The sequence below is a fragment of the Streptomyces sp. NBC_01463 genome (genome assembly GCA_036227345.1).
GTDB lineage: Bacteria > Actinomycetota > Actinomycetes > Streptomycetales > Streptomycetaceae > Streptomyces.
Genome location: CP109468.1, coordinates 1470600 through 1494503, shown reverse-complemented (window position 1 = coordinate 1494503; position 23904 = coordinate 1470600). Strand labels below are relative to the sequence as shown.

The following is a 23904-nucleotide window of genomic DNA, read 5'->3' as shown; positions in this document are numbered from 1 at the left end:
GGCGGACAACGCTGGACCTCCAGAAAGAGAGCGACACCGGTGAAAACGGAGCTGCGAACCAGCCTGACCACGCGCGACTGCGCGTGCGGTGGGACGGTATGGCTGACGGGCCTGCCGAGCTCGGGAAAGACGACGATCGCCCACGCCGTGGCCGACCGGCTGCGCGACGAGGGGCGCAGGGTGGAGGTGCTCGACGGCGACGAATTCCGCCGGACCCTCTCCGCGGGCCTCGGCTTCGGCCGCGCCGACCGGCACACGAACGTCCAGCGCATCGGACTGGTCGCGGAGGTGCTCGCCCGCAACGGCGTACTGGTGCTCGTCCCGGCCATCGCCCCCTACGCGGACAGCCGGCAGGCCGTGAGGGAACGTCATGACGCCTCGCACACGCCCTACTTGGAGATCCACGTCGCCACGCCCTCGGACACCTGCGCCCAGCGCGACGTGAAGGGACTGTACGCCAGGCAGGCCGCCGGCGAGCTCACCGGACTGACCGGCGTCGACGACCCCTACGAAGCACCGGACAAGCCCGACCTGCGCATCGACGCGCACGAACAGTCCGTCACCGAATCCGCGTCGGCGCTGCTGGGCCTGCTGGCGGAGAGGCGGCTGATATGAGCTCCCGCCCCGGCGACCTGTTCGCGGACCACTGCTCCGCCCTCAGCCACCTGGACGCCCTGGAGTCCGAGGCGGTGCACATCCTCCGCGAGGTGGAGGGCGAGTTCGAACGGCCGGTGATCCTGTTCTCCGGCGGCAAGGACTCCATCGTCATGCTCCACCTGGCGCTGAAGGCGTTCGCACCGGCGGCGGTGCCGTTCCCGCTGCTGCACGTGGACACCGGGCACAACTTCCCCGAGGTCATCGCCCACCGCGACCGCGTCGTGGCGGAACACGGGCTGCGCCTGCACGTCGCCTCCGTGCAGGAGTACATCGACGCCGGGAAGCTCCGCGAGCGCCCCGACGGCACCCGCAACCCGCTCCAGACGGTGCCGCTGACGGAGCGGATCCGCAGCGAGCGGTTCGACGCGGTGTTCGGCGGCGGGCGGCGCGACGAGGAGAAGGCGCGGGCCAAGGAAAGGGTGTTCTCGCTGCGCGACGAGTTCTCCCAGTGGGACCCGCGCCGCCAGCGCCCCGAACTGTGGCAGCTGTACAACGGCCGGCACGCGCCCGGCGAACACGTACGCGTCTTCCCGCTGTCCAACTGGACCGAACTGGACGTGTGGCAGTACATCGCCCGCGAGAACATCGGCCTCCCCGAGATCTACTACGCCCACAAGCGGCCCGTCTTCCGGCGCGGCTCCATGTGGCTGACCGCGGGCGACTGGGGCGGCCCGGCCGGCGACGAGACGGTCGAGACCCGGCTGGTCCGCTACCGGACCGTGGGTGACATGTCGTGCACCGGCGCGGTCGACTCCGAGGCGACGACCATCGAGGGCGTCATCACCGAGATCGCCGCGTCCCGCCTCACCGAACGGGGCGCCACCCGCGCCGACGACAAGCTCTCCGAAGCGGCGATGGAAGACCGCAAACGCGAAGGGTACTTCTAGACATGAGCGGAAACAGCACCACCGCCCGGGAGCCGGCCGCCCCGTCGGCCGCCACCCTGCTGCGCTTCGCCACCGCGGGCTCCGTCGACGACGGCAAGTCCACCCTCGTCGGACGTCTGCTGCACGACTCCAAGTCGGTGCTCGCCGACCAGATGGAGGCCGTCGAGCACGCCTCCCGCTCGCGCGGCTCCGGCGCACCCGACCTGGCGCTGCTCACCGACGGACTGCGCGCCGAGCGCGAGCAGGGCATCACCATCGACGTGGCCTACCGCTTCTTCGCCACCGCCCGGCGCAGGTTCATCCTCGCCGACACCCCGGGCCATGTGCAGTACACCCGCAACATGGTCACCGGCGCCTCCACGGCCGAACTGACGGTCGTCCTGGTGGACGCCCGCAACGGCGTCGTCGAACAGACCCGCCGCCACGCCGCCATCGCCGCCCTGCTGCGCGTCCCCCACGTCGTCCTCGCCGTCAACAAGATGGACCTCGTCGGCTACCGGGAGGCCGTCTTCGCCGCCATCGCCGAGGAGTTCACGGCGTACGCCACCGAGCTGGGCGTCCCCGAGGTCACCGCCATCCCCATCTCGGCACTGGCCGGGGACAACGTCGTCGAACCCTCCGCCCGCATGGACTGGTACGGCGGTCCCACCGTCCTCGAACACCTGGAATCGGTCGAACCGGCGGACCGGGCGGCGGACATCTCCTCCAGGTTCCCCGTCCAGACGGTCATCCGGCACGAGGGGGAGCGGTACTACGCGGGCCAGCTGCTCACGGGCCGCCTCCGGGTCGGGGAGACGGTGACCGTGCAGCCCTCCGGCCGCGTCACCACCATCACCTCGCTCGACGTCCTCGGCCGGCCGGCGGACGCCGTGTCGGCGGGCTCGTCCCTCAGCGTCCGGCTGGCCGACGAACTCGACGTCGGACGCGGCGACATGCTCACCGCCGGGACTCAACCGCCCCGGATCGCCCGGGAGATCGACGCGACCGTGTGCCATGTCGCCGACACACCGCTCACCGTCGGCCAGCGGGTGCTGCTCAAACACACCACCCGCACCGTGAGAGCGATCGTCGAGGACATTCCGTCGCGGCTCACGCTCGACGACCTCTCCCAGCACCCGCACCCGGGCCGGCTCGTCGCCAACGACATCGGCCGCGTCAGGGTCCGTACGGCCGAGCCACTCGCGCTCGACTCCTACGCGGACTCCCGGCGCACGGGATCGTTCCTCCTGATCGACCCGGCGGACGGCACCACGCTCGCCGCTGGCATGGCGGGCGACGCCTTCGCGTCCGCGACGGTGCCGGCGGACGCGGGCGCGGACGGATGGGACTTCTGAGACCGGCTCCCGGGCCGGCGGCGCACCAACTCTCGTCCACCGGGGGGCCATGTGCGCTGCCGGCCTCCGCCGGTGGCCACCGCGGGAGCGGGCGCGCCACCGACAGGTGCGTCACACGTGCCGGGTCCTACTCGTTCGGGTCCCAGCCCGCGAGCTGATCCATCGGCTCGGTGTCGCCGGTGGTCTCCAGGCCCTCGAACGGGGCGCGCTCGTAGAAGTAGAGGACCAGTTCGCTCGCCGCGCCCCGAATCGTCATGTCGCCCGGCTCCGCGCCGGCGGCGAGGCCGTCGCAGCGGACGCCGTCGGCGTCGAGGGTCAGACGCCAGGAGCGGCCCTCGGTCGCGTGCAGGTCGATGGTCGCCGGCTTGAACGGCCAGGGTACGGACGTGGCCGCGACGGTCGTCAGGAACTCGTCGACGCCCTCGACCGCGACGTCCGTCGGCAGCGGCTGTGCGGCGCCCCGGACGAGCTGGACGTCGTAGGTGTGGACGGCTATCTCCTGGATCTGGTGCCGGGCCACGGCTCCGCTGGTCTCCGGGGCCTGGGACCGGCCCCACCAGGTCCAGCAGCCGCGGTCCGGGCCGGCCTCGCGCAACGCGCCGAGCATCAGCTCGGTCGACTCGGCGAGCCAGGCGTCCAGGGCTTCGCGGTCGCGGGGCGCGGTCGGGGCGCCCTTCGGGTCCGTCTTCGCCGGCGGCTCGGCGCCCGGGCCCGCCGCGACGATGGCGGCCTGGCGGCGGCGGCCGTCCCCGAGGTGCTGCGCCAGCTCGCGCAGCGTCCAGTCCGGGCAGGTCGGGACCTGGACGTCAAGATCGGGGGAGGAGGCGATCGCGGCGCGGAACGCGGCCGAGCGGTCTTCTATCAGCCGCAGGACCTGGGGGAACTCCAAGATGTTTTGCACGTCGGCTGTCTATCACGGCGCCCCGGCCGCCGGGTATCGGATTTGTTCGGACGAACGCGTCGACGGCCGGGCGGAGCGCCGACGCCGATTCGTCAGCGTGCCGGACCGTTCCTTCGGTTGAACAACCTTGCAGAGAAAGGCAGTTCACGCGCTCCCCGTTGTGGGCGGATACAGCGCGGGCCGGTGGCCCGCACCCCGCTGCCCGCGACGGCGGCGGGCAGCGCGGCATGGGCAGAACACGGGGCCGGGGTTCATCGGGTGATCGGCGTGGCGCCGGTCGCGGCCAGAGTCATGGACCAGAGCCGGGCCGCCTCGTCGGGAGCCGTGGCGTGTGCGCGGACGCCGCCGTCGTCCATGGGGGTGCCGGTGGCGGATGCGTGTGCGACGTCGCAGTCCTCCAGATAGAGGCCGCCCCGGCCGTCGAGGAGCGGGGACGTCGCGGCCCACAGGCCGGTGGCGGCGCCCTGGGAGGGGGACTTGAATCCCTCGCCGACGACATGGCCGTGCTCGTCCACCCAGCCGCGGTCGATCTGGTCCCGGAGCGTCATCTCCCGCTGCAGCCCCGTGATGATCTTGCCGGGGTGGAGGGCGAAGGCCCGGACGCCGTCGCGTCTTCCGACGGCGTCGAGGTGCACGGCGAACAGGGCGTTGGCGGTCTTGGCCTGGCCGTAGGCCAGCCACTTGTCGTAGCCGGTGCGGAAGTGCGGATCGTGCCAGCGGATGCCGGTCAGGGTGTGACCGGCCGAGCTGTTGACGACGACGCGTGCGCCGTCCGCGGCGGCCAGGAGGGGGTAGAGCTCTGCGGTGAGGGTGAAGTGACCGAAGTGGTTGGCGGTGAGCTGGCCTTCCCAGCCGGGCCCGAAGCGTCGCTCCGGGGTGGCCATGACTCCGGCGACAGCCATCAGGAGGTCGATCCGGCCGGTCCGGTCGCGGATGTGTGCGGAGGCCGATCGGACGCTTGCGAGGTCGGTCAGGTCCATGGGGACGACCTCGCAGTCCTTCACCTCCTTCAGAGCGGTACGGGCGACGTCGGGGCGGCGGGCGGGAACGATGACCCGGGCACCGGCGGCCGTAAGGGCCCGCGTGGTCTCCAGGCCGAGTCCGGAGTAACCGCCGGTCACCACGGCCGTCCTCCCGGAGAGATCGAGGCCGGCCACGATGTCCTGGGCGGTGCTGGAGGCGGAGAAGGGCGAGCCGAGCGGCCGCTGATCAGTAGTCGTCATGCCGCTGACGCTACGATCTGGAGTGAGGTCTAGATCAAGCCCAGGGAATGAGCGGCATGACAACCCCCGAGACCGCGGTGCCGTCGCTGAGCATCGGCGAGGCAGCCGAGCGGACCGGACTGAGCGTGCATGCCCTGCGCTTCTACGAGCGCGAGGGACTGCTCGTCGGACCGGTCCGGCGCACGTCGGGCGGCCGGCGGCGCTACACCGACTTCGACATCGAATGGCTGCTGATCTGTGTCAGGCTCCGCGAATCCGGCATGCCACTCGCCGATCTCAAGCACTTCGCCGAACTGGTACGCCGCGGACCGGGCAACGAGGCGGAGCGTCTGCGGTTGCTCGACGCCCATCGGCAGCGCGTCGACGCGCAGATGGAGGCGCTGGAGGAGGCCCGGTCCGTCATCGCCTGGAAGGTCGGCGTCTATGCCGAGCACCTCGCCCGCGGTGAAGCCGACGGGCTCTGGGACCCGACAGCCTGAGGCCGGGTACGGACGGTCGTCGCGCATGCGGAATGCGGCGCCCGGAAGAAGGCGGGTACCGCCACCCGGTCAAGCCGCGACGACACCGGCGGGGCGGTCTTTCGGCCGATCCGGCCGACGTGTCGGAGCGCGAGCCGAGACAGCGTCAGGGCGGGGTATCACCAGGGCACTACGCCGGCGTCGTTGAAGAACCCGCCGGTCGGACCGTCGTCGGGCAGGGTCGCCAGCTTGACGGCGATCGCCGCGCCCTGTTCCGGGGTGCGCACGCCGCGGAAGCCGTTGAGGTCGGTCGCGACGTAGCCGGGGCAGCCGGTGTTGATCAGGATGTTCGTGCCGCTCAGCTCCCGGGCGTACTGGAGGGTGACGGCGTTCAGGAACGTCTTGGACGGTGCGTACGCCACGGCCACCGGACCCGTCGTCTGCTCGGCAGCGGTTCCCGACTGCCGGGTCAGGGAGCCGACACTGCTGGACATGTTCACGATCCGCGGTGAGGCGGACCGCCGCAGCAGCGGCAGCATCGCGTTGGTGACGCGGATGACGCCGATCACGTTGGTCTCCACGACCGTCCGGATGGTGGCGGGATCGACCCCGGTGGGTTCCTGCGGCATGCCGCCGGTGATGGCGGCGTTGTTGACGAGTACGTCGAGGCGCCCCGCCCGCTCCTCGATCAGCCGCGCGGCGGCGGTCACGCTCGTGTCGTCGGTGACGTCCAGTGGTACGCCGAACGCCTCGACGCCCGCAGCGCGCAGCTTCTCCACCGCGGCCATGCGGCGCCGGTCGTCGCGGGCGCCCACACCGACGCTCCAGCCGAGGGCACCCAGACCCGCGGCGATCTCGTAGCCGATTCCCTTGTTCGCGCCGGTGACCAGCGCAGTCCTTCGTTCGCTCATGGGGACGATGCTGCCCCCGGAGACCGGCGGCGGTCCAACACCGATGGGGTGGGCGGCGATACCTTCCGGGTATGGATCCGGAGTAGCGTGGCCGCATGGAGACCCGGGAACTGCGGTATTTCGTCGCCGTCGCCGAAGAGCTGCACTTCGGGCGCGCCGCACAGCGGCTCGGGATCGCGCAGCCGCCGCTGTCCAGGGCGATCCAGCGGCTCGAACGCCGGCTCGGGGCATCCCTGCTGGACCGGACCAGCCGCACCGTCACGCTGACCGAGGCCGGATCGGTGCTGTTGACCGAGGGCCGCGCTGCGCTCGACGCGGTCGACGCCGCGGAGCGCCGGACCCGTCGCGCCGCCCTGTCCGTGACCGGCCGTCCCGGCCTGGTCCTGGTCACCAAGGCCAGTGCGTCCAGCGAACTGCTGGCGGAACTGCTGGCCGCCTACGCCGCCGAACCCGACGCGGTCCCCGTCGACGTCATCCTGTGCGGCCCGGCCGAGCAGGAACGGCAGCTGCGCGAGGGGCGGGCCGACGTGGCGCTGCTGCACCGGCCGTTCGACTCGACGACCGGGTTCCACACCGAGGAGCTCGGCACGGAGGGCCAGGTCGCGGTCCTGCCGGCCGGGCATCCGCTCACCGCTCGGGCCCATGTGCGCATGGCCGACATCACCGGGCTGCCGGGCCTGCCCCTGCCCCGTTGGCCGGCCTCCGACGGCAGCTACCCGGCCGGCCCCGGCCCGCGGGTCCGCGACCACGCGCAGCTGTTGCAGCTCGTCGCGCTCGGCCGTGCCTGCGCGGTCTCACCGGAGTCGTGCCGGGCCCAACTGCACGCGGACCTCGCCGCGGTGCCCGTGCTGGACGCGCCGGCGGTCACCACCGTCATCGCCTGGCCACCTCACAGCCGGTCCAGAGCCGTAGCCGACCTCGTCCGCACCGCGACCCGTCTCCCGCGCTTCGACCGGGAAGGCGCACCGGGCCGGCAGGGGTCCGGGCCCGTCTCGCCACCGTCGTGAGGTGCGGGAGCTGACCGGGAGAGAACCTCCTGGTCAGAGGTGCCGACGCCGGGACCGGCCCACGGTCACACCGTCCCCGGCCCCCGCCGCCCCTTGTAATTGATCTTCATCGTGTCCATGTCCGTCGCCGTCGACCGCAGCTCGCCGTGGCCGTAACCGGCCTTCCGCAGCGCCGTCTGCGCGCGGTCCTCGGCGATCGCGGCCGCCATCTCGTCACCGTCCTGCGCGTCCGACACGACCACGTAGCGGAAGCTGAAGTGTTTGAGCACCCGGTCGTAGGTCAGCGAACCCTCCTCGCTGAACTGCATCGCGGCCAGCCCGTGCTGCTCGACCTCGGCCAGCAGCCGCTCGCGCGCCTCGTCCGTCAGCCCCTCCCACGTGCCGCGCACGATCACTCGGTAGGTGTGCTGCGTGCTCATCGTGTCCCGCCCGTTCCGTTTCGTGTACCGCACAACGCCTGCCCGGGGAGCCTACGGCGCCGGGGGCGGGGCGGAAACGGAATATCGGGCGGCGCGGCGACGGGCGGCTTTGCCGAAGTCTGATGGCTGATCCCCTGGTCCGCGCGGCGTCGAGCGTGTTCCATGGTCATCGGGGGGCGCCCGGACCTGCGGCGGCCCGCGTGAGGGAGCGAGGTTGCCTTGGCCACCACCGTACGACGTACCGTCCTGACCCTGCCTGCGGCGGCGCCGGGGCCGGAGAATCCGCTGCCCGCGCTGCGGCCGCTGGACGAGATGCATGTCGTCGACGACCGCGACCGGGCGGCCCTGCCCCGTGACATGGCCCGGCAGATCGGGCACGAACCGCTCGCCACCGTCCTTCCCGTGCGCATCCTCGACGGCTACGGACGCGAGCGCACCCCGACCGACCTCGACGCGATCGTCATCGAGAACGACCGGCTGCGCGCCACCGTCCTGCCCGGACTCGGCGGACGCGTCCACTCCCTCTTCCACAAGCCGACCGGCCGCGACCTCGTCTACGCCAACCCCGTGCTCCAGCCCGCCGACTTCGCACTCAACGGCGCCTGGTTCTCCGGCGGCATCGAGTGGAACATCGGCGCGACCGGCCACACCACCCTGTCCTGCGCCCCGGTGCACGCCGCCCGCGTCCCGGCGCCCGACGGTGGCGAGATGGTCCGGCTCTGGGAGTGGGAGCGGCTGCGCGACCTGCCGTTCCAGGTCGACCTGTGGCTGCCCGAGGACTCCGACTTCCTCCACGTCGGCGTGCGGATACGCAACCCGCACGAGCACCCCGCCCCCGTCTACTGGTGGTCCAACATCGCCGTCCCGGAGGGCGAGCGCACCCGGGTGCTGGCACCGGCCGACGAGGCCTGGCACTTCGGCTACGAACGGACGCTGACCCGGGTCCCGGTCCCCGAGTCCGGCGGAGTCGACCGTACGTACCCGCTGCGCGGCGACTTCCCCGCCGACTACTTCTACGAGGTGCCCGACGGCGCCCGCCGCTGGATCGCCTCGCTCGACGAGGACGGCCACGGGCTCGTCCAGACCTCCACCGATCTGCTCCGGGGCCGCAAGCTGTTCCTCTGGGGCAGCGGGCCCGGCGGCCGCCGCTGGCAGGAGTGGCTCACCGAGCCCGGCACGGCCGGCTACGCGGAGATCCAGGCAGGACTCGCCCGCACCCAGCTGGAACACGTACCGCTGGAGCCGGGCGGCGAGTTCAGCTGGCTGGAGTCGTACGGGCCGCTGGCCGCGGACCCCGCGACCGTGCACGGCGACGACTGGGCGGCAGCCCGCGCCGAGACGGAGCAGCGGCTCGCGGCGGTGCTCCCGCGTGCCGACGTGGACGCCGCGTACCGGGCCTGGCGGCGCTGCGCCGACACGGAACCGGGCGAGGTCCTCGCCACCGGTTCGGGCTGGGGCGCCCTCGAGGTGCGGCGCGCCGGGTACAAGCTGCCCGGCACCCCGTTCGCGGAGTCCACGCTCGGCGAACAGCAGGCCCCCTGGCTGGAACTGCTGGAACAGGGCTCGTTCCCCGAACCCCGCCGCGTCGCTCCGCCCGGGCCCACCCTCGTCTCCCCGCACTGGCGCGACATGCTGGAGACGGCATCCGCCGAACCGCTCACCGAATACCACCTCGGCGTCGCCCAGTGGCACTCCGACGACCGGGCGCAGGCGGTCCGCAGCTGGGAGCGCGGTCTCGCGCTCGCCCCGTCGCGCTGGCCGCTGCTGCGCTGTCTCGCCGTCGCGGCCCAGGAGAGCGGCCAGCAGGACCGCGCGGCCGATCACTACGCGGAGGCGTTCGACGACCTGTGCGCGGAGCGCCGCGACGACGGCGAGAGCTGGTCCGCCGCCACGGCCGCCCTCGGCCGGGAGGCGATCGAGGCACAGCTGACGGCGGGCCGCACCGCCGAGGCGCGCACGGTCTGGGACGGCCTGCTGCCGGAGCTGCGCCTCCGGGGCCGCTTCCGCCTCCTGGAGGCGCGCCTCCTGATCGCGGAGGGGGACCGGGCGGCGGCCCGCGCCCTGTTCGACGCGGGACTCGAGGTCGCCGACCTCCGGGAGGGCGCCGAGATCCTGGACGAGGTGTGGGCCGAACTCACCGACGAGCCGCTGCCGGACGCGTACAACTACCGGATGCGGCCGCGGGAGTGAGGAGCCTGGGCCTCTCCCGGTTCTGAGGGCTGTCCCGCCAGGAGTTGCGGGACAGCCCTCAGCCGGCGGCGCGGTTGCGGTCGACGTACTCGAAGACCGAGCCGTCCGGGTGCACCGCGATCAGATTGCGGCCGACCGGGGTCGGGACGGGGCCCGCGATGACGTGGGCGCCGACCCGGGTCAGTGAGGCGTGGGCCTCGTCGACGTCCTTCACGGCGATCGTCGCGGTCACCTTGCGCAGGATCTCCAGCTCGGACTCGGGACCGCTCATCAGCAGAAAACAGCTGACGGCGGCGACGGAGACCCCGCCGCGCTCGAAGCGCTGCGCCGAACTCGCCGTCAGGTCCTCGTAGAAGGCCACCGCGGCCTCCAGGTCGTCGACGCAGATACGCAGCGTGGTTCCCAGGATTTCCATGCCGAACAGGGTAGTTGGCCGGTCAGCGGTGTGTGATCGATTCGGCGGAGGGGAGCGGGACGCCCCGGACGCGGCGCGCGGCCGGCACCCGGGGCGGTGGTCCCCGGACGGCCCTCAGGCCCGGCAGAGGACCTCGCCGTGCGGGACCATGAACCAGCCGTCGTCCTGCGCACCCCAGGTGCGCCAGGCCTCCGCGAGCGCGGTCAGCTGCTCCTGCGTCGCATGGCCGCCGTCGACCGCGCGTGCGGCATAGGCCGAGCCGACCGTACGGTCCGCCCACAGGCCGCTCCACCAGTCCCGGCTCTCCGGGGTGGCGAAACACCAGGAGGCGGCCGTCGGCGTGATGTCGGTGAAGCCCGCCTCGCGCGCCCAGGAGAGCAGTCGGCGTCCCGCGTCCGGCTCCCCGCCGTTGGCCCGTGCCACCCGTCGGTACAGCTCCAGCCAGGCGGTCATCTCGGGGGACTCCGGGAACCAGCTCATCGCCGCGTAGTCGCTGTCGCGGGCCGCGACGAGGCCACCGGGCCGGCAGACCCGCCGCATCTCGCGCAGCGCCTGCACCGGGTCTCCTACGTGCTGGAGCACCTGGTGGGCGTGGACGACGTCGAACGAGTCGTCCGGGAAGTCCAGGGCGTGGACGTCAGCGACGGCGAACTCGACGTTGTCCAGACCCCGTTCGGCGGCCTCCGCGGCCGCCTTGTCCAGGATCTCCCGGGTGGTGTCGACGGCCGTCACCCGGCCGGGGGCGACCAGCGCGGCCAGGTCCGCGGTGATGGTGCCGGGTCCGCAGCCCACATCCAGCACGGCCATGTCCGGGCGGAGTTCACCGATGAGGTAGGCCGCGGAATTGGCGGCGGTACGCCAGCGGTGCGAGCGCAGCACCGACTCGTGGTGGCCGTGGGTGTAGACGGCGGTCTCCTTCGGCATGACCGTGCATCCTCTCTCGGAACTCTCGGAACTCTCGGAACAGTCGGCTCTCAGGGCTCTCGGAACTCTTGGAACGCGCACCGGGAAAGCGCTGATCGGTAGGGCCACCGTACGCCTGAATGCCGAATGGTGAGATCCGTATCTTGCTATGTGGACACGGTGGTGGTGCGGGAGTACGCGACGGGGGCGGCCGACTCCGCGTCGGCCGCCCCCTGTTCGGCCGACTCCGCGTCGGCCGCCCCCTTTTCGGCCGACTCCGCGTCGGCCGTTCCTTCCGTTCGCCCGGACCGGGCCGGTCTCACACCGTCATCGGGCAGTACACCGTGAGCGCCTCCGGAAGCTTGTCGATCATCAAGTCGCTGTGGCTGTGCGCCACTTCACCGTCGTACGCGTACGGGGTCCCCGGTCGCAGCCCGGAGATGCGCACGCGGTGGCGGCGGACGGCGGCGTGTATGGGGGAGCGGGTCAGGGGACCGGCGACGGCGGCCGCCAGCAGCCTCAGGCCGGGCGTGCGGCCGCCGTGCACGACCCGTACGTCCAGCAGCCCGTCCGCGAGGTTGTGCCGCCGGCCCGGCGCCGGGCCGACCCGCTGGAACATGCCGTTGCCGATGAACAGCAGCCACAGGGGCCTTCTGCGGCCCTGCAGTTCCGCCTCCAGGGGGCGCTGGCCCCGCAGCACCTTGGCGGCGGCGAGGACTCCGGCCGGCCAGCCGCCGATCCGTGGCGCCCAGTGCTCGCGGGTGCGGACCAGTTCCGGGTAGACGCCCAGGCTGAAGGCGTTGAGGAAGTAGCCGTGGGCGCCCCCGGGGCCGTCCGGACCGGGCCGGAAGCGGCCCAGGTCGACCCGGACCGCGCTGCCCGTGCCGAGCGCGGCGCAGGCGTCGGCCACGGTCTCGATGCCCAGGTCGTACGCGAAGTGGTTCAGCGTCCCGCCGGGGAACACGGCGAGCGGCAGACCGTGCACGGCGGCCACCGAGGCGGCCTGGTTGACCGTGCCGTCACCGCCGCACACCCCCAGCGCCCGGCCGCGCCCGGCGGCCTTCTCCAGTTCGGAGGAGAGCTCGGCGGGAGGGCACTCCACCACCTCGGCCCGCGGCAGGGCCTCGCGGACCAGGGATGCCGTCGCCGTCGCCGTACCCGACTCCTGGTTGACGACGACGACCAGGTCCTGGCCGTCCGGCAGGGCGGGCGCGTGTGCGGGCGGCCTGCCCGGCGCGGGCAGCTGCCCCCGGGTCGGCACGACGCCGCGCAGTGCGAACGCCGCCCCTATGCCCAGTGCGGCACCGGCCAGCACATCGCTCGGATAGTGCACCCCGGTGTAGACGCGGGAGGCGGCCACCGACAGGGCGACAGGGGCGATGACCGCACCCCAGCCCTTCGACTCGAGCGCCACCCCGGTGGCGAACGCGGCGGCGGACGCGGCGTGTCCCGAGGGGAAGGACGTGGTGACCGGCTGGCGCTTCAGCTGCCGTATCACCGGCACGGCGTCCAGTATCGGACGCTCCCGGCGGACCGCCCCCTTGCCGACCGTGTTGATCGTGGCCGAGGCCACCGCCAGTGAGGCGAGCCCGCGCAGGGCGGCCCGCCGCGCCCGGGCGCTGCCACCGAACGCGGCCATGCCCGCGGCGGCGCCGAACCACAGCAGCCCGTGGTTGGCGCTGCGGCTGAGCCGGGGCAGCACGGGCCCGGCGGCCGGCCAGTGCCGCTGGGCCAGGTTCTGGAACACGGCCAGATCGCATCGGTGCATGACGCTCCGCAGGCCGGCGGGGTGTGAAGGGGTGCTCGGTGACGACATGGAACAGCGAATACCCTGCCGGGCCCCGCCGAACCGGCAGGCGCGCCCGAACCGTGCGCACCGGCCTTCGCGCACGGGGCACCACAGGGTCCCATTGACCTGGCATTTCTGCACGAAAGTGAACAAATCCTCCCGGATTCCGTGTGTGCCGAGTGCCGCACGTCACCTCGTCATTGCCCCGGCAAGTCCGCCACGCTTAGCCTGTGTTCGTGATGCCGGTCACTGGCCGGAATGTCGAACACGAGAGGGTGGTGCACGACCATGGGGCGACTCGTCCCCGCGGTGACCAGGGCGCTCGACGTACTCGAACTCTTCCTCCAGGGCGACGGTACGCTCTCCGCGCCCGAGGTCACCCGCAAGCTCCAGCTTCCGCGCACCACCGTCCACGAGCTGCTGACCACGCTCGCCGCCCGCTCGTACCTGGTCACCGTCCCCGACCAGCCCGGCCGCTACCGCCTCGGCGTCCGCACCTACCAGCTCGGCAGCCGGTACGCCGAGCAGCTCGACCTCGCCGCCGAAGGACAGCAGGTGGCGCGGCAGGTCGCCGAGACGTGCGGGGAGACCGTCCATGTGGCGATCCTGGAGGGGGCCGACGTCATCTACATCGCCAAGGTGGACTCCACCCACGCGGTCCGGATGGTGTCCGCGGCAGGCCGCAAGCTGCCCGCCCACTGCACGTCCGTCGGCAAGATGCTCCTCGCCGCCCTGCCCGACCGGGAGCTCGACGCCCGGCTCGACGGTCTCGAACTGACCGGGATGACCCCCAACAGCATCACCGACGAAGGGGAGCTGCGCGCCGCGCTCGCCACCGTGCGGGAGCGGGGCATCGCCGTGGAGCACCGGGAGTCCAACCCCGACGTGAGCTGCGTCGCCGCGCCCGTACGGGACCGGTCGGGCCGGGTCGTCGCCGCGCTCTCCGTCTCCGTGCCCATGATCCGCTGGAGCGAGGAGCGCGAGGGCGAGCTGGCCGGCCTCGCGGCCGAGGGCGCCGAGGCGCTCTCCGGCCGGCTCGGACACCACCGGAGCAGGCCGTGAACCACCCGCGCATCGAGGTCGCCGTACGGGAGCACGCCGCGCTCGGCGAAGGGCCGACCTGGGACCCGGCCGGCCGGCGGCTGATCTGGGTCGACATCCTGTCCGCCCGCGTCCACACCTACGACCCGGAGAGCGGCCGGCGGACCGTCATGGCCACCGAACAGCACGTCGGCGCCGCCAAGCCCCGGGCCGGCGGCGGGCTCGTCGTCAATCTGCGCGACGGCATCGGGCTGTACGACACGGACGGTGCCTTCCGCTGGCTGGTCCACGACGCCGAGCCCGGGCGCCGCGGCAACGACGCCGCGGTCGCACCGGACGGGGCCCTCTGGGCGGGCACCATGCGCTACGACGAGACGGAGACCGGCGGCAGCCTCACCCGGATCGCGCCCGACGGCGCGGCCACCCGGGTGCTGCCACTGGTGGCGTGCAGCAACGGCACCGGATGGAGCCCGGACGGCCGGCTGATGTACTACATCGACACCCCGACCCGCCGGATCGACGTCTTCGACGTGGACGGTGAACAGGTCACGGGGCGCCGCCCGTTCGCGACCGTGGAGGAGGGCGTGGGATATCCCGACGGCCTCACCGTCGACGCCGAGGGGGCCGTCTGGGTCGCCCTGTGGGACGGCGCCGCGCTGCGCCGCTACACCCCCGACGGCAGGCTGGACCGCGTCGTCCGTCTGCCGGTGCGCCGGCCCACCGCCTGCGCCTTCGGCGGCCGGGACCTGCGCGACCTCTACGTCTCCACCGCGCGCACCGGCCTCACCCGTCCGCACCCGCTCTCGGGGTCACTGCTCGTCCTGCCGGACGCCGGGCAGGGGACGGCCGCCACCGCCTTCGCGGGCTGAGCCGGCGGGAGCGGCCGGGCGGGTCCGGGGTCCGGACCCGCCCGGCCGCGGCTCACTCCGCCGGGAACCGGCGCAGGGTGCCCGGCAGCCGGGAGCCGAGCGGCGACATGTTCCCGGCAGCGCCGTGCCGGGCCAGCAGATCCAGGACGAGCCGCCCCCGCCGGACCCGCTCGCGCGCCGTGTCCAGGGCGACATCGCGCAGATGGGCGCCGTACGGGTAGATGCCGGGCGCCCTGGACAGGCCGAACTTGAGGTAGAGCGGGGCGCCGCGCCGGATCAGCTCGGCCGCCTCGTACATCCGCACATAGCCGCCGAGATCGTCCGGTGCCTCGATGTACAGGTCCATCGGAGCGGCCGACACCCGCCGGATCTCCGTGAAGTGAGCGAGCGTCAGGTCGGACGGGATGTTGACCGAGTCCGCCCCGAGCTGCTCGAACACGGCGAACGACGCGGGGTTCACCGGCCCGATCAGGGCGGACACCTTGAACGTCGTGTCGGCGGGCAGCACGCCCTGCGCCCGTAGCCGGTGCAGGGTCCAGAGCACCCCCTCGTCCGCCACGAGCAGACACCTCACGCCGAGCGCGGAGGCCCGCAGGGCGTCCTCGACACAACCGGCCAGGGCGTCGTGGCCCCGGGCGCGCAGCCCGGCCCCGCCCGAGTCGGTGCGGAACGAGGCCCCGGTGTCCCAGCTGCCGCGCGGACCGGTGAACAGGCAGAGCTCGATGCCGCGTTCGGCGCAGCCCTCCACCATGTCGGTGATCTCGGCGTCACTGAGCATCCAGATGCCGCTGCCCTGGCTGATCCGGTGGACGGGGACGTCGAGGCGTGCGCTCTCCTTCAGTACGACGGACAGCGCCTCGGGACCCTCCACGGACGGGATCTCGGTCCGCCAGGTGCCGCCGTCGGGAAAGGTGTGCGCGGAGGTGTCGGCCGGGTCGGGGGCGGGGGCGCCGAGCCCGAGCGCGGTGAGCGAGGGCTCACCCGGGCGCCGGACGCCGACGGGGGATGCGGAGGTCATGAGCGACCTTTCGTGTTCGGTGGGTCGTTCGGTGAATCGTTCGGCGGGCCGGACGAGGTTCGGGTGAATGGGCGACGGGCGGGGTGCCGTGGACCGCAGGGCTGCCGGGGGCGGCGGCGCGCGGCTGACGCGGACACCCCCTACGGACGCATCAGCACCTTGCCCGTCCCCGCGCCGCCGCCCCCGACCAGCGCCACGGCGTCCGCGAACCGCTCCAGCGGGAACTCGTGCGTGATCAGCGCCGCCGGATCCAGCAGCCCCGCGGTGAACGCCCGCACCGCGTACGACCAGGACGCGGAGGACGCCCCGAACACGCTGCGCACCGTGAGCTGGCTCAGCGACAGATGCACCGGGTCGATGCCGGTGGCCCCCGGCGCGAACATTCCGGTCAGCACGACCCGGCCGCCGCGCCGCGCGAGCAGGCAGGCGTCGGCCGCGGTGGTCGCGGCCCCGGCCGTCTCCACGACCAGGTCGTAGCGCCCGTGCACCTCGCCGGCCTCCTTGGGTGCCAGTACCTCGCTCGCCCCGAAGTGCAGTGCCTGGCGCGCCCGTTCGTCCCGTGGGTCGATCACCGTCAGTTCGCCGGGAGACACCGCGGCCAGCAGCTGGACGGTGAGCAGCCCGAGGGTGCCCGCGCCCACCACGGCGATCCGCTCGCCCGGCTCCGGCGCCCCGGCCCGCACCGCCGCGGCGACCACGGCCGCGGGCTCCAGCAGCGCGGCGGCGCGCAGGTCCGCGTCGTCGGCCAGCGGGTGCAGCAGCCGGGCGGGCACCACGACATGGTCGGCGAACGCCCCGGGCCGGGTGAAGCCCGTCTCGTCGTACCCCGAGGTGCACAGCGAGGTCTCGCCGCCGCGGCACCGCTCGCAGCTCCCGCAGGAACGGAATCCCTCGGCGACGGTACGCCGGCCGGTCAGGGCCGGATCGACGCCGGGGCCCACCGCCTCGACCGTGCCCGACCACTCATGACCGGGCACCACCGGATAGCGCACATAGCGCGGATCGCGATGGCCGTCGTACACCTCCCGGTCGCTCATGCAGATGCCCGCGGCGGCCACCTGGACCCGGACCTCGCCCGGACCGGGCTCCGGAATCGGCCCCGAGGTCAGCCGGTGCCGGCCCGGCCGGTCGACGACGACCGCCCGCGACGGGACGGGTGCGGTGCTCACTTGGGCTGCCTCTTCTCCCAGCCGTCGGCCCACAGATCGAACCGGGCCTGCTGCTGCGGGAACTCGGCCGCGGCGTCCACATCGAGCTCGACCCCGAGACCGGGGGCGTCCGACAGCTCGAAGCAGCCGGTCTCCGGGTCGACCTGCGGGGCGCCCTTCACGACCTTCTTGATGTCCGCGTCCGCGAAGTCGTTGAAGTGTTCGAGGATCTTGAAGTTGGGTGTGCAGCCCGCGACCTGGAGGCTGGCGGCCGTCAGCACCGAACCGCCCACGTTGTGCGGGGCGATCAGCATGTAGTGCGTCTCGGCCGTCGCGGCGAGCTTCCGGGTCTCCAGGATGCCGCCGATGTGGCCGACGTCGGGCTGGATGATGTCGGCGGCCTGCGACTCGAAGAGCTCGCGGAACTCGACGCGGTCGTGGATGCGCTCGCCCGTCGCGATCGGCAGATCGACCTTGCCCGCCACCTTCGCGAGCGCCTTGAGGTTCTCCGGCGGCACCGGCTCCTCCAGCCAGGCGGGTTCGAAGGGCGCCATCTCGTGCGCGATCCGCACCGCCGTCGACGGGCTGAACCGGCCGTGCATCTCCAGCATCAGCTCGGTGCCGGGACCGATCGCGTCGCGCACCGCCTCGATCAGCGAGACCGCGTACCGGGTCTCCTCCTGGCCGAGCTCGAAGTGGCCCGTCCCGAACGGGTCGATCTTCAGCGCCCGGTAACCGCGCGCCACGACCCCCGACGCCGCCTCGTGGTACGCCTCCGGGGTCCGCTCGGTGGTGTACCAGCCGTTGGCGTACGCCTTGACCCGGTCGGTGACCCTGCCGCCGAGCAGCTGCCACACCGGCACGCCGAGCGCCTTGCCCTTGATGTCCCAGCAGGCCATCTCGACGACCGCGATGCCGGACATCACGATCTCGCCGGCCCGCCCGTAGTCCCCGTACTTCATCCGGCGTACGAGGTCCTCGACGGCGAACGGATCCGTACCGGCGATGTGGTTGGCCTCCGCCTCGCGCAGATAGCCGATCAGCGCATCGGTGCGGCCGAGCATCCGGGTCTCGCCCACGCCGGTGAGTCCCTCGTCGGTGTGGACCTGCACATAGGTGAGGTTGCGCCAGGGTGTTCCGACCACATGTGTGCTGATTCCGGTGATACGCACGGGAGTTGCCCCTCGACTTGTTCGATATTTCGGCACTCGTTCGAAATCCTGGCGTGACCGTAATGACGCGGCGGGGCGAGTGTCAATGGGGCCGTCGCGTCCCGGTGCGCCTCCCGGGCCCCCGGACGCTTCGCGGTAGCGCAGGCGCCCCGCGCCATTCCCTCGTATAAAGGGCCGGAGAGCGAGGCGGCGGGACCAGGGAGCGAGCGGCGGCGAAGGAGGCCCGGATGGGCCGGGAGCGGACCGGACGGCAGGGACCCGGCACGCCCGGCGTCCGGGAGGACCGCGGACCCGTGCGGTACGGACCGCCCGCGCCGGGCCCCGGACTGCCGGTGCTGCCGGAGCTGGCCGAGGTGCTGGCGGCCGCGGCGGGGGACGGCGCCCCCGAACCGGCCGGCGGCTCGGCGGCCCTGCGCGAGGCCGCCCGCGCCTACTGGGACCGGCGCGGACTGCACGGCGGCGCCGAACACGTCGCCGCCGCGCCCGGCACCTCCCCGCTGATCCTCGCCCTGATCGCCGCGCACGGCGGCGACGTCCTGATGCCACGCCCCTGCCCCGCCTCCTGGATCCCGCAGGCGCGGCTGCTCGGCCGGCCCGCCTATCACGTGCCGACGCCCGCCGAGTGCGGCGGCGTGCCCGACCCGTACGCCCTGCTGGAGACCGTGCGCCGGGTGCGGGCCGAGGGCGGCCGGCCGAGGCTGCTGCTGATCTCGGTGGTGGACGACCCCACCGCCACCGTCGCCCCGCCGGAACTGGTGCGCGAGGCCTGCGAGGCCGCCGTCGCCGAGGGGCTGCACATCGTCAGCGACGAGACCTGGCGCGACACCCTGCACCGGCCGCACGACACCGTGCTGCTCAGCCCGGCCGAGATGTGCCCCGACGATGTCACGGTCGTCTCCGACCTGGCGGGCGCGCTGACCCCGTCGGCCTGGCCGGTCGCCGTCGCCCGGTTCCCAGACACCCCGCGGGCCGCGGTGCGCCACGCCCGTACGCTCGACATCCTCACCGCGCTCGGCGCCCTCGTCGCGGGCCCGGTCGCCGCGGCGGCCGCCCACGCGCTGCGCGAACCGGACGCCGTCACCGAACGGGTCCGCAGGGCCGCCGCGCTGCAGGCCCGGGTCGCCGCCGCGGCCCATCAGGCGGTGCTCGCCTCCGGCGCGCTCGCCCGGCCCCCGCAGGCCGGCCGCCACCTCTACGCGGACCTCGGCCCGCTCCGCTCCCGGCTCGCCGCCCGCGGCGTCACGGACTCGCTGGAGCTGGAGGAATACCTCACGGACCGGCTCGGCGCACCGGTCCCCGGCGGCCACCGCTTCGGTGACGAACTGGGCGCGCTGCGGGTGCGGCTGGGCACCGGATCACTGCTCGGATCGACCCCGCGGCAGCAGCTGGAGTCGCTCACCGCGGTGGAGCCCCTCGAATTGCCGCACGTCGCGGCAGCCCTGAGCATTTTCCGAGCAGCCCTCGACGAACTCCGCTGACGCACGGCGCCGACGCGCCCCGGGACGGGAGTCCTCCGATGACGGAACAGCCAGAGCGCCCCCTCGGCCCGGAACCGCACCGGGCGTGCCGCGGCGAGGTGGTCACCCCGCGACCGCTCGGCGAGGTGCGCTCCTGGCCCCGGAGCTTCGCCGACCGGCTCACCGCACCCCTGCCCGGCGTCACCGGCATGTCCCGGCTGGCCCGCGAGCACGCCATCCGGCCCAACGCCGAAGGGCTGCGCGGCATCCACCGGCTGCCGTACGCCCCCGAGCCGCTCCCCGCCGTCCCGGCCGGCACCACCTGCGTCACCTGGGCCGGACACGCCAGCTGGATCATCCGCACCGGCGGACTCACCGTCCTGGCCGACCCGGTCTGGTCCCGCCGCATCCTCGGCACCCCGGCCCGGATCACCCCCGTCGGCGTGCCCTGGGAGGAACTGCCGCCGGTCGACGCCGTCGTCATCAGCCACAACCACTACGACCACCTCGACGCCCCCACCCTGCGCCGGCTGCCCCGCCACACCCCGCTCTTCGTCCCGGCCGGGCTGGGCCGCTGGTGCCGCCGCCGCGGCTTCGTCACGGTCACCGAACTCGACTGGTGGGAGTCGGCGGAACTGGACGGAGTCCGCTTCGGCTTCGTGCCCTCGCATCACTGGTCCAAGCGCACCCTCACCGACACCTGCCGCTCCCTGTGGGGCGGCTGGGTGATCGAGGACACCGCGGCACCCGGCCGGGGACAGCGGATCTACTTCGCCGGGGACACCGGCTACGGCCACTGGTTCACCGAGATCGGCCGCCGCCACCCCGGCATCGACCTCGCCCTGCTCCCGATCGGGGCGTACGAGCCGCGCTGGTGGCTCGCCGACGTGCACACCGACCCGGAGGAGGCGGTCCGGGCGTACGAGGATCTCGGCGCCCGCGCCATGGCGCCCATGCACTGGGCGACGTTCCTGCTCTCCGCCGAACCCGTCCTCGAACCCCTCACCCGGCTGCGCACCGCCTGGCAGCGGGCCGGCCATCCGCGCGAACACCTCTGGGACCTGCCGATCGGCGGCTCGCGCATCCTGCACCCGGCGCACGAGCCCCGCACGGTCAGCGGCTGAACCGGCCGGTCACCGGCCGGACCGCGCCCGCAGCCTGCGCCACACCGCCGGCGCCCCGCTGATCAGCAGCGTCAGCCCCACCGCCGCCACGACGCCCTGCCACGGCTCCGGGAACAGCGAGCCGCCGAGGATCCCGATCAGCTGGTACGTGGCGGCCCAGGCCAGACAGGCCGGCACATCGCCCCGGGCGAACCGCCGCAGCGGCATCCGGCCCAGCAGACACGCCAGCATCACCGGGATCCGCCCCGCCGGCACCAGCCGGGACAGCACCAGCACCATCGCACCGTGCTCGTCGAGCTTCTGCTGCGCCTGCGCGAGCCGCTCCGGCGCGGCCCGGTCACTGATCGCCCGCAGCCACTTGGAACCGTTCTTCGACCGCACCCCGCGCTGCCCCAGCCAGTACAGGCAGACGTCGCCGAGGAACGCCGCGGACGACGCCACCGCGAAGACCACCAGCAGCGCGAACGGCGCCGACTGATGGAACGCCACCACGGCCGCCGAGCTCACCAGCGCACCCGTCGGCACCACCGGCACCAGGGCGCCCAGCGCCACCAGCAGGAACAGGGAGGGGTAGCCGACCGCCTGCTGCGTCGACTCCGGGGGCAGCTGCGCCGTCTGCCGCAGGAAATCCAGGATCACCCGGCAGCCCCCGGCCGCACGTGCTCACCGTGCTCCAGCCGGTGCACCGCCACCCCGGGCGCCCGCAGCGCCGCCTGCCGCACGAACTCGTCACCCGGCGAGTGGAACTCGTGGGGCCGGACCCCGTCCATCCCGATCGGCCAGTACGTGCCGTAGTGCACCGGCACGGCCGCGCGCGGCGCCAGCAGGGCCAGCGCCTCGGCGGCGCGCCCCGCGTCGAGATGGCTGTGACCCAGGTACGGCCCCCAGCCGCCGACCGGCAGCAGCGCCACGTCGACCGGGCCGACGGCCCGCGCCATGTCGTCGAAGAGCCCGGTGTCCCCGGCGAAGTAGGTGCGCGCCTCGCCCTCCACCACGTACCCGAGGGCGGGGGAGCGGTGCGGGCCGACCGGAAGCCGCCGCCCGTCGTGCATCGCGGGCACGGCCCGGACCAGCACCTCGCCCACCCGCACCTCGTCGCCCGCCGCCACCTCGGTAATCCGGACCCCGCGCACCCTGCGCAGCAGCCTGAGCCCCGGAACCGCCCGGACCGCACCCAGCGGAACGATCAGCCGGGCGCCCGGGCGGACGCGTGCCAGGGACGGCAGATGGAGATGGTCGGAGTGCAGATGCGAGATCAGGACGACATCGGCGACCGCGGCCGCCGGACCGGGCAGCGCGCCGCGGCGTCGCCGCAGATGCGCGAAGCGCCGTACGAAAAGGGGGTCGGTCAGGACCCGCACACCGGAGTCCTCGATCGTGCAGGTGGCATGACCCCACCAGGTGATCTCCACCGGCACGTGCCGCCTCCTGTTCACCGGACCTGCCGACGAGCCTACGGGCAGGCCGTGACTTTCAGTCGGTGAGCCCCAGCGTGCCCGCCGCCTGGACGGCCAGCCAGACCTCCGCCAGCGCCCCCGTCGACGCCATGTCCCGGCCGGCCAGCGCACCGAAGCGGCGCAGCCGGTAGGCAAGGGTGTTCGGATGGATGTGGAGAGCGGCGGCGGCCGTCTCCGTACGGCGGTCGCGCTCCATCCAGGTGCGGACCGAGACCAGCAGCTGCGAGTCGTGGGCCGCGTCGTAGCGCAGCACCTCCCCGAGCACGTGCTCGACCAGCGCCGTCAGCACCGCCGGGTCGCCGGGCAGCCAGCGGCCCGTCGAGTCGTCGCCGTAGCGGACCACCGGCCGGCCCGACTCGACGGACTTCGACACCGCCCACAGCGCCTCCCGCCGCGCCACCCGCAGGGCGTCGCCGGGCAGGAACGGGCGGCTCATCCCGGCCGCCGCATCGGGCAGCCCGCCGATCTCCCCGGCCAGCTCCGGAGAACCCAGCACATAACGGTCCTCGCCCCACGTCAGCAGCAGATGCGGATGATCCTGGAGACAGCGCAGCAGCGCCTCCTCCGTCGCCTGCCGGATCACGAACAGCACCGTGTCGCCCTCGATCGCGTGCCGCGCCAGCCGGCGCCGGGCCGTCTCCGGGTCGAGCACCTCCTGCAGGAGTTCCGCCAGGGTCTCCGCCCCCTCGCGCCGCAGCGTCTCGCGCTCGGTGCGCACCATCGCGACACGCAGCGCCGCCACCGTGGCGATGTGCTGGACGACCGCGAGCCCCGCGGGCTGCGCGCCCTCGCGCTCGTACGCCACCAGGAAGCCCGCCGGACCGCCGGGCGCGGGCACCGGCAGCACGAAGCCACCCGGGACGGTCGGCGGCGCGTCCGCCGATGCGGGCAGCACCCCGGGCCCGGGTACCGGCACCCCGGGCAGCAGCGGCCGCCCCTGCGGCGTGCAGAGGTACACGTCGTATCCCGACAGCCGCTCCAGCCGGCGCAGCAGCGCCGGCGTGTCCAGGTCCTCCGCCACCAGCCAGCGCAGCGAACCGAAGACCTGGAGCTGGGCGCCCAGCCGGTGCCGGGCGTCCTCCTGCACCGAGGCGGCCACCTCCTGGGACACCGCGATGAAGGGCACGGCGAGCGGCACCTCCAGCACCGGGAAGCCCCGCTCCTCGGCTGCCCGGAAGAACGCGTCGTGCAGCGGCGGCATGTGCAATTGCGCCGAGAGCGCCAGGGCGGCCACCCCGGCGTCGTCCAGCCGCTCCAGATACGCCCGCTGCCCGGCGGCCGTCCGGGGCACCGCAAGGCCCGCCGTCATGATCACCTCGGCGCCGAGCAGCCACGGCGTCGGATCGGCGAGCTCGCTCGCATGCGCCCAGGAGACGGACCGCCCCAGGCCCCCGCTGCCCGCCTTCACCGTGAGCTGGAGCGCGGGGAACGAGAGGAGATCCTCGACCGTCAGTTTGTTGGTGGCCACAGACAACAGCCTATCTGTCTGTGACTTCCACAATTGCCCAGGTGGGCCGGGCCCCA

The 23904-nt window shown here is 73.5% G+C and carries 23 protein-coding genes; 10 read left to right on the top strand and 13 right to left on the bottom strand.

Annotated elements, in window-relative coordinates:
* Positions 1-39 precede the first annotated feature (39 nt).
* From cysC to OG521_06435, 3 genes are read left to right on the top strand one after another with little or no spacing between them, the layout of a single operon-like run.
* Positions 40-615: an adenylyl-sulfate kinase gene (gene cysC / locus OG521_06445; GenBank protein WUW20451.1), complete on the top strand. Its 576-nt coding sequence runs from the start codon at positions 40-42 to the stop codon at positions 613-615.
* The gene (cysD, locus tag OG521_06440) at positions 612-1544 is read left to right on the top strand and encodes a sulfate adenylyltransferase subunit CysD (GenBank protein WUW20450.1); all 933 of its coding nucleotides are present in this window, start codon (positions 612-614) and stop codon (positions 1542-1544) included. The genes cysC and cysD overlap by 4 nt, the downstream gene beginning before the upstream one ends.
* A 2-nt stretch (positions 1545-1546) precedes the next feature.
* Positions 1547-2878 (top strand): GTP-binding protein, encoded by a 1332-nt coding sequence (locus OG521_06435; GenBank protein ID WUW20449.1) that lies wholly within the window; start codon positions 1547-1549, stop codon positions 2876-2878.
* Positions 2879-3005: 127 nt separating this feature from the next.
* Here OG521_06435 and OG521_06430 read toward each other — a convergent pair whose 3' ends face one another.
* Together OG521_06430 and OG521_06425 are read right to left on the bottom strand one after the other, a co-directional pair.
* Positions 3006-3779, bottom strand: coding sequence for a maleylpyruvate isomerase family mycothiol-dependent enzyme (locus OG521_06430; GenBank protein WUW20448.1), 774 nt, complete (start codon positions 3777-3779; stop codon positions 3006-3008).
* 251 nt (positions 3780-4030) lie between these two features.
* Positions 4031-5002: an SDR family NAD(P)-dependent oxidoreductase gene (locus tag OG521_06425; GenBank protein ID WUW20447.1), complete on the bottom strand. Its 972-nt coding sequence runs from the start codon at positions 5000-5002 to the stop codon at positions 4031-4033.
* A 56-nt stretch (positions 5003-5058) separates the two neighbouring features.
* Here OG521_06425 and OG521_06420 point away from each other — a divergent pair, with 56 nt between their 5' ends.
* Entirely contained in the window at positions 5059-5481 is a 423-nt protein-coding gene (locus tag OG521_06420; protein WUW20446.1) for a MerR family transcriptional regulator, read from the top strand.
* Positions 5482-5639: 158 nt separating this feature from the next.
* Here the strand turns inward: OG521_06420 and OG521_06415 are convergent, their stop codons facing one another.
* Complete coding sequence (locus OG521_06415; GenBank protein ID WUW20445.1) at positions 5640-6371, bottom strand: SDR family oxidoreductase; 732 nt, start codon at positions 6369-6371, stop codon at positions 5640-5642.
* A gap of 95 nt (positions 6372-6466) precedes the next feature.
* Between OG521_06415 and OG521_06410 the strand changes: the two genes are divergently transcribed.
* Positions 6467-7378: a LysR family transcriptional regulator gene (locus OG521_06410; GenBank protein ID WUW20444.1), complete on the top strand. Its 912-nt coding sequence runs from the start codon at positions 6467-6469 to the stop codon at positions 7376-7378.
* 65 nt (positions 7379-7443) lie between these two features.
* On the opposite strand, the gene OG521_06405 is transcribed toward OG521_06410, so the two are convergent.
* A complete protein-coding gene (locus tag OG521_06405) occupies positions 7444-7797 on the bottom strand; it encodes a DUF6204 family protein (GenBank protein ID WUW20443.1) in 354 nt (117 codons plus the stop codon).
* A gap of 219 nt (positions 7798-8016) precedes the next feature.
* Here OG521_06405 and OG521_06400 point away from each other — a divergent pair, with 219 nt between their 5' ends.
* Positions 8017-9987: a DUF5107 domain-containing protein gene (locus tag OG521_06400; GenBank protein WUW20442.1), complete on the top strand. Its 1971-nt coding sequence runs from the start codon at positions 8017-8019 to the stop codon at positions 9985-9987.
* 58 nt (positions 9988-10045) lie between these two features.
* Here the strand turns inward: OG521_06400 and OG521_06395 are convergent, their stop codons facing one another.
* The 3 genes from OG521_06395 to OG521_06385 form a co-directional block, all read right to left on the bottom strand.
* Positions 10046-10402 (bottom strand): VOC family protein, encoded by a 357-nt coding sequence (locus tag OG521_06395; protein WUW20441.1) that lies wholly within the window; start codon positions 10400-10402, stop codon positions 10046-10048.
* Positions 10403-10516: 114 nt separating this feature from the next.
* Positions 10517-11326, bottom strand: a complete 810-nt coding sequence (locus tag OG521_06390) for a class I SAM-dependent methyltransferase (GenBank protein WUW20440.1) — start codon at positions 11324-11326, stop codon at positions 10517-10519.
* A 298-nt stretch (positions 11327-11624) separates the two neighbouring features.
* The gene (locus OG521_06385) at positions 11625-13121 is read right to left on the bottom strand and encodes a phosphatase PAP2 family protein (protein ID WUW20439.1); all 1497 of its coding nucleotides are present in this window, start codon (positions 13119-13121) and stop codon (positions 11625-11627) included.
* Between the two features lie 261 nt (positions 13122-13382).
* Here OG521_06385 and OG521_06380 point away from each other — a divergent pair, with 261 nt between their 5' ends.
* Entirely contained in the window at positions 13383-14156 is a 774-nt protein-coding gene (locus OG521_06380; protein WUW20438.1) for an IclR family transcriptional regulator, read from the top strand.
* Positions 14153-15004, top strand: coding sequence for an SMP-30/gluconolactonase/LRE family protein (locus tag OG521_06375; protein ID WUW20437.1), 852 nt, complete (start codon positions 14153-14155; stop codon positions 15002-15004). The genes OG521_06380 and OG521_06375 overlap by 4 nt, the downstream gene beginning before the upstream one ends.
* Positions 15005-15056: 52 nt before the next feature.
* On the opposite strand, the gene OG521_06370 is transcribed toward OG521_06375, so the two are convergent.
* The 3 genes from OG521_06370 to OG521_06360 all read right to left on the bottom strand — a co-directional run bounded on the left by OG521_06370 (position 15057) and on the right by OG521_06360 (position 18342).
* Positions 15057-16022, bottom strand: a complete 966-nt coding sequence (locus OG521_06370) for a hypothetical protein (protein ID WUW20436.1) — start codon at positions 16020-16022, stop codon at positions 15057-15059.
* 140 nt (positions 16023-16162) lie between these two features.
* A complete protein-coding gene (locus tag OG521_06365; protein WUW20435.1) occupies positions 16163-17191 on the bottom strand; it encodes an alcohol dehydrogenase catalytic domain-containing protein in 1029 nt (342 codons plus the stop codon).
* The gene (locus tag OG521_06360) at positions 17188-18342 is read right to left on the bottom strand and encodes a mandelate racemase/muconate lactonizing enzyme family protein (protein WUW20434.1); all 1155 of its coding nucleotides are present in this window, start codon (positions 18340-18342) and stop codon (positions 17188-17190) included. Before OG521_06360 ends, OG521_06365 begins: the two co-directional genes overlap by 4 nt.
* A 227-nt stretch (positions 18343-18569) precedes the next feature.
* Between OG521_06360 and OG521_06355 the strand changes: the two genes are divergently transcribed.
* The gene (locus OG521_06355) at positions 18570-19820 is read left to right on the top strand and encodes an aminotransferase class I/II-fold pyridoxal phosphate-dependent enzyme (GenBank protein ID WUW20433.1); all 1251 of its coding nucleotides are present in this window, start codon (positions 18570-18572) and stop codon (positions 19818-19820) included.
* Positions 19821-19858: 38 nt separating this feature from the next.
* Positions 19859-20923 carry an MBL fold metallo-hydrolase gene (locus tag OG521_06350; GenBank protein ID WUW20432.1) on the top strand — a complete coding sequence of 355 codons (1065 nt, stop codon included), beginning with the start codon at positions 19859-19861 and terminating at the stop codon, positions 20921-20923.
* Positions 20924-20932: 9 nt separating this feature from the next.
* On the opposite strand, the gene OG521_06345 is transcribed toward OG521_06350, so the two are convergent.
* The 3 genes from OG521_06345 to OG521_06335 are packed head-to-tail and all read right to left on the bottom strand — an operon-like array spanning position 20933 to position 23848.
* Positions 20933-21559, bottom strand: a complete 627-nt coding sequence (locus tag OG521_06345; GenBank protein WUW26588.1) for a VTT domain-containing protein — start codon at positions 21557-21559, stop codon at positions 20933-20935.
* A complete protein-coding gene (locus tag OG521_06340; protein WUW20431.1) occupies positions 21559-22341 on the bottom strand; it encodes an MBL fold metallo-hydrolase in 783 nt (260 codons plus the stop codon). The genes OG521_06345 and OG521_06340 overlap by 1 nt, the downstream gene beginning before the upstream one ends.
* Before the next feature lie 55 nt (positions 22342-22396).
* The gene (locus OG521_06335) at positions 22397-23848 is read right to left on the bottom strand and encodes a PucR family transcriptional regulator (GenBank protein ID WUW20430.1); all 1452 of its coding nucleotides are present in this window, start codon (positions 23846-23848) and stop codon (positions 22397-22399) included.
* Between the last annotated feature and the right edge of the window lie 56 nt (positions 23849-23904).

What these genes read in the sequence shown, in the direction of transcription:
- cysD (WUW20450.1), top strand. Translation starts at nt 612, where the DNA reads ATGAGCTCCCGCCCCGGCGACCTGTTCGCGGACCACTGCTCCGCCCTC.
- OG521_06435 (WUW20449.1), top strand. Translation starts at nt 1,547, where the DNA reads ATGAGCGGAAACAGCACCACCGCCCGGGAGCCGGCCGCCCCGTCGGCC.
- OG521_06425 (WUW20447.1), bottom strand. Translation starts at nt 5,002, where the DNA reads ATGACGACTACTGATCAGCGGCCGCTCGGCTCGCCCTTCTCCGCCTCC.
- OG521_06420 (WUW20446.1), top strand. Translation starts at nt 5,059, where the DNA reads ATGACAACCCCCGAGACCGCGGTGCCGTCGCTGAGCATCGGCGAGGCA.
- OG521_06415 (WUW20445.1), bottom strand. Translation starts at nt 6,371, where the DNA reads ATGAGCGAACGAAGGACTGCGCTGGTCACCGGCGCGAACAAGGGAATC.
- OG521_06410 (WUW20444.1), top strand. Translation starts at nt 6,467, where the DNA reads ATGGAGACCCGGGAACTGCGGTATTTCGTCGCCGTCGCCGAAGAGCTG.
- OG521_06405 (WUW20443.1), bottom strand. Translation starts at nt 7,797, where the DNA reads ATGAGCACGCAGCACACCTACCGAGTGATCGTGCGCGGCACGTGGGAG.
- OG521_06395 (WUW20441.1), bottom strand. Translation starts at nt 10,402, where the DNA reads ATGGAAATCCTGGGAACCACGCTGCGTATCTGCGTCGACGACCTGGAG.
- OG521_06390 (WUW20440.1), bottom strand. Translation starts at nt 11,326, where the DNA reads ATGCCGAAGGAGACCGCCGTCTACACCCACGGCCACCACGAGTCGGTG.
- OG521_06385 (WUW20439.1), bottom strand. Translation starts at nt 13,121, where the DNA reads ATGTCGTCACCGAGCACCCCTTCACACCCCGCCGGCCTGCGGAGCGTC.
- OG521_06380 (WUW20438.1), top strand. Translation starts at nt 13,383, where the DNA reads ATGGGGCGACTCGTCCCCGCGGTGACCAGGGCGCTCGACGTACTCGAA.
- OG521_06370 (WUW20436.1), bottom strand. Translation starts at nt 16,022, where the DNA reads ATGACCTCCGCATCCCCCGTCGGCGTCCGGCGCCCGGGTGAGCCCTCG.
- OG521_06355 (WUW20433.1), top strand. Translation starts at nt 18,570, where the DNA reads ATGGGCCGGGAGCGGACCGGACGGCAGGGACCCGGCACGCCCGGCGTC.
- OG521_06350 (WUW20432.1), top strand. Translation starts at nt 19,859, where the DNA reads ATGACGGAACAGCCAGAGCGCCCCCTCGGCCCGGAACCGCACCGGGCG.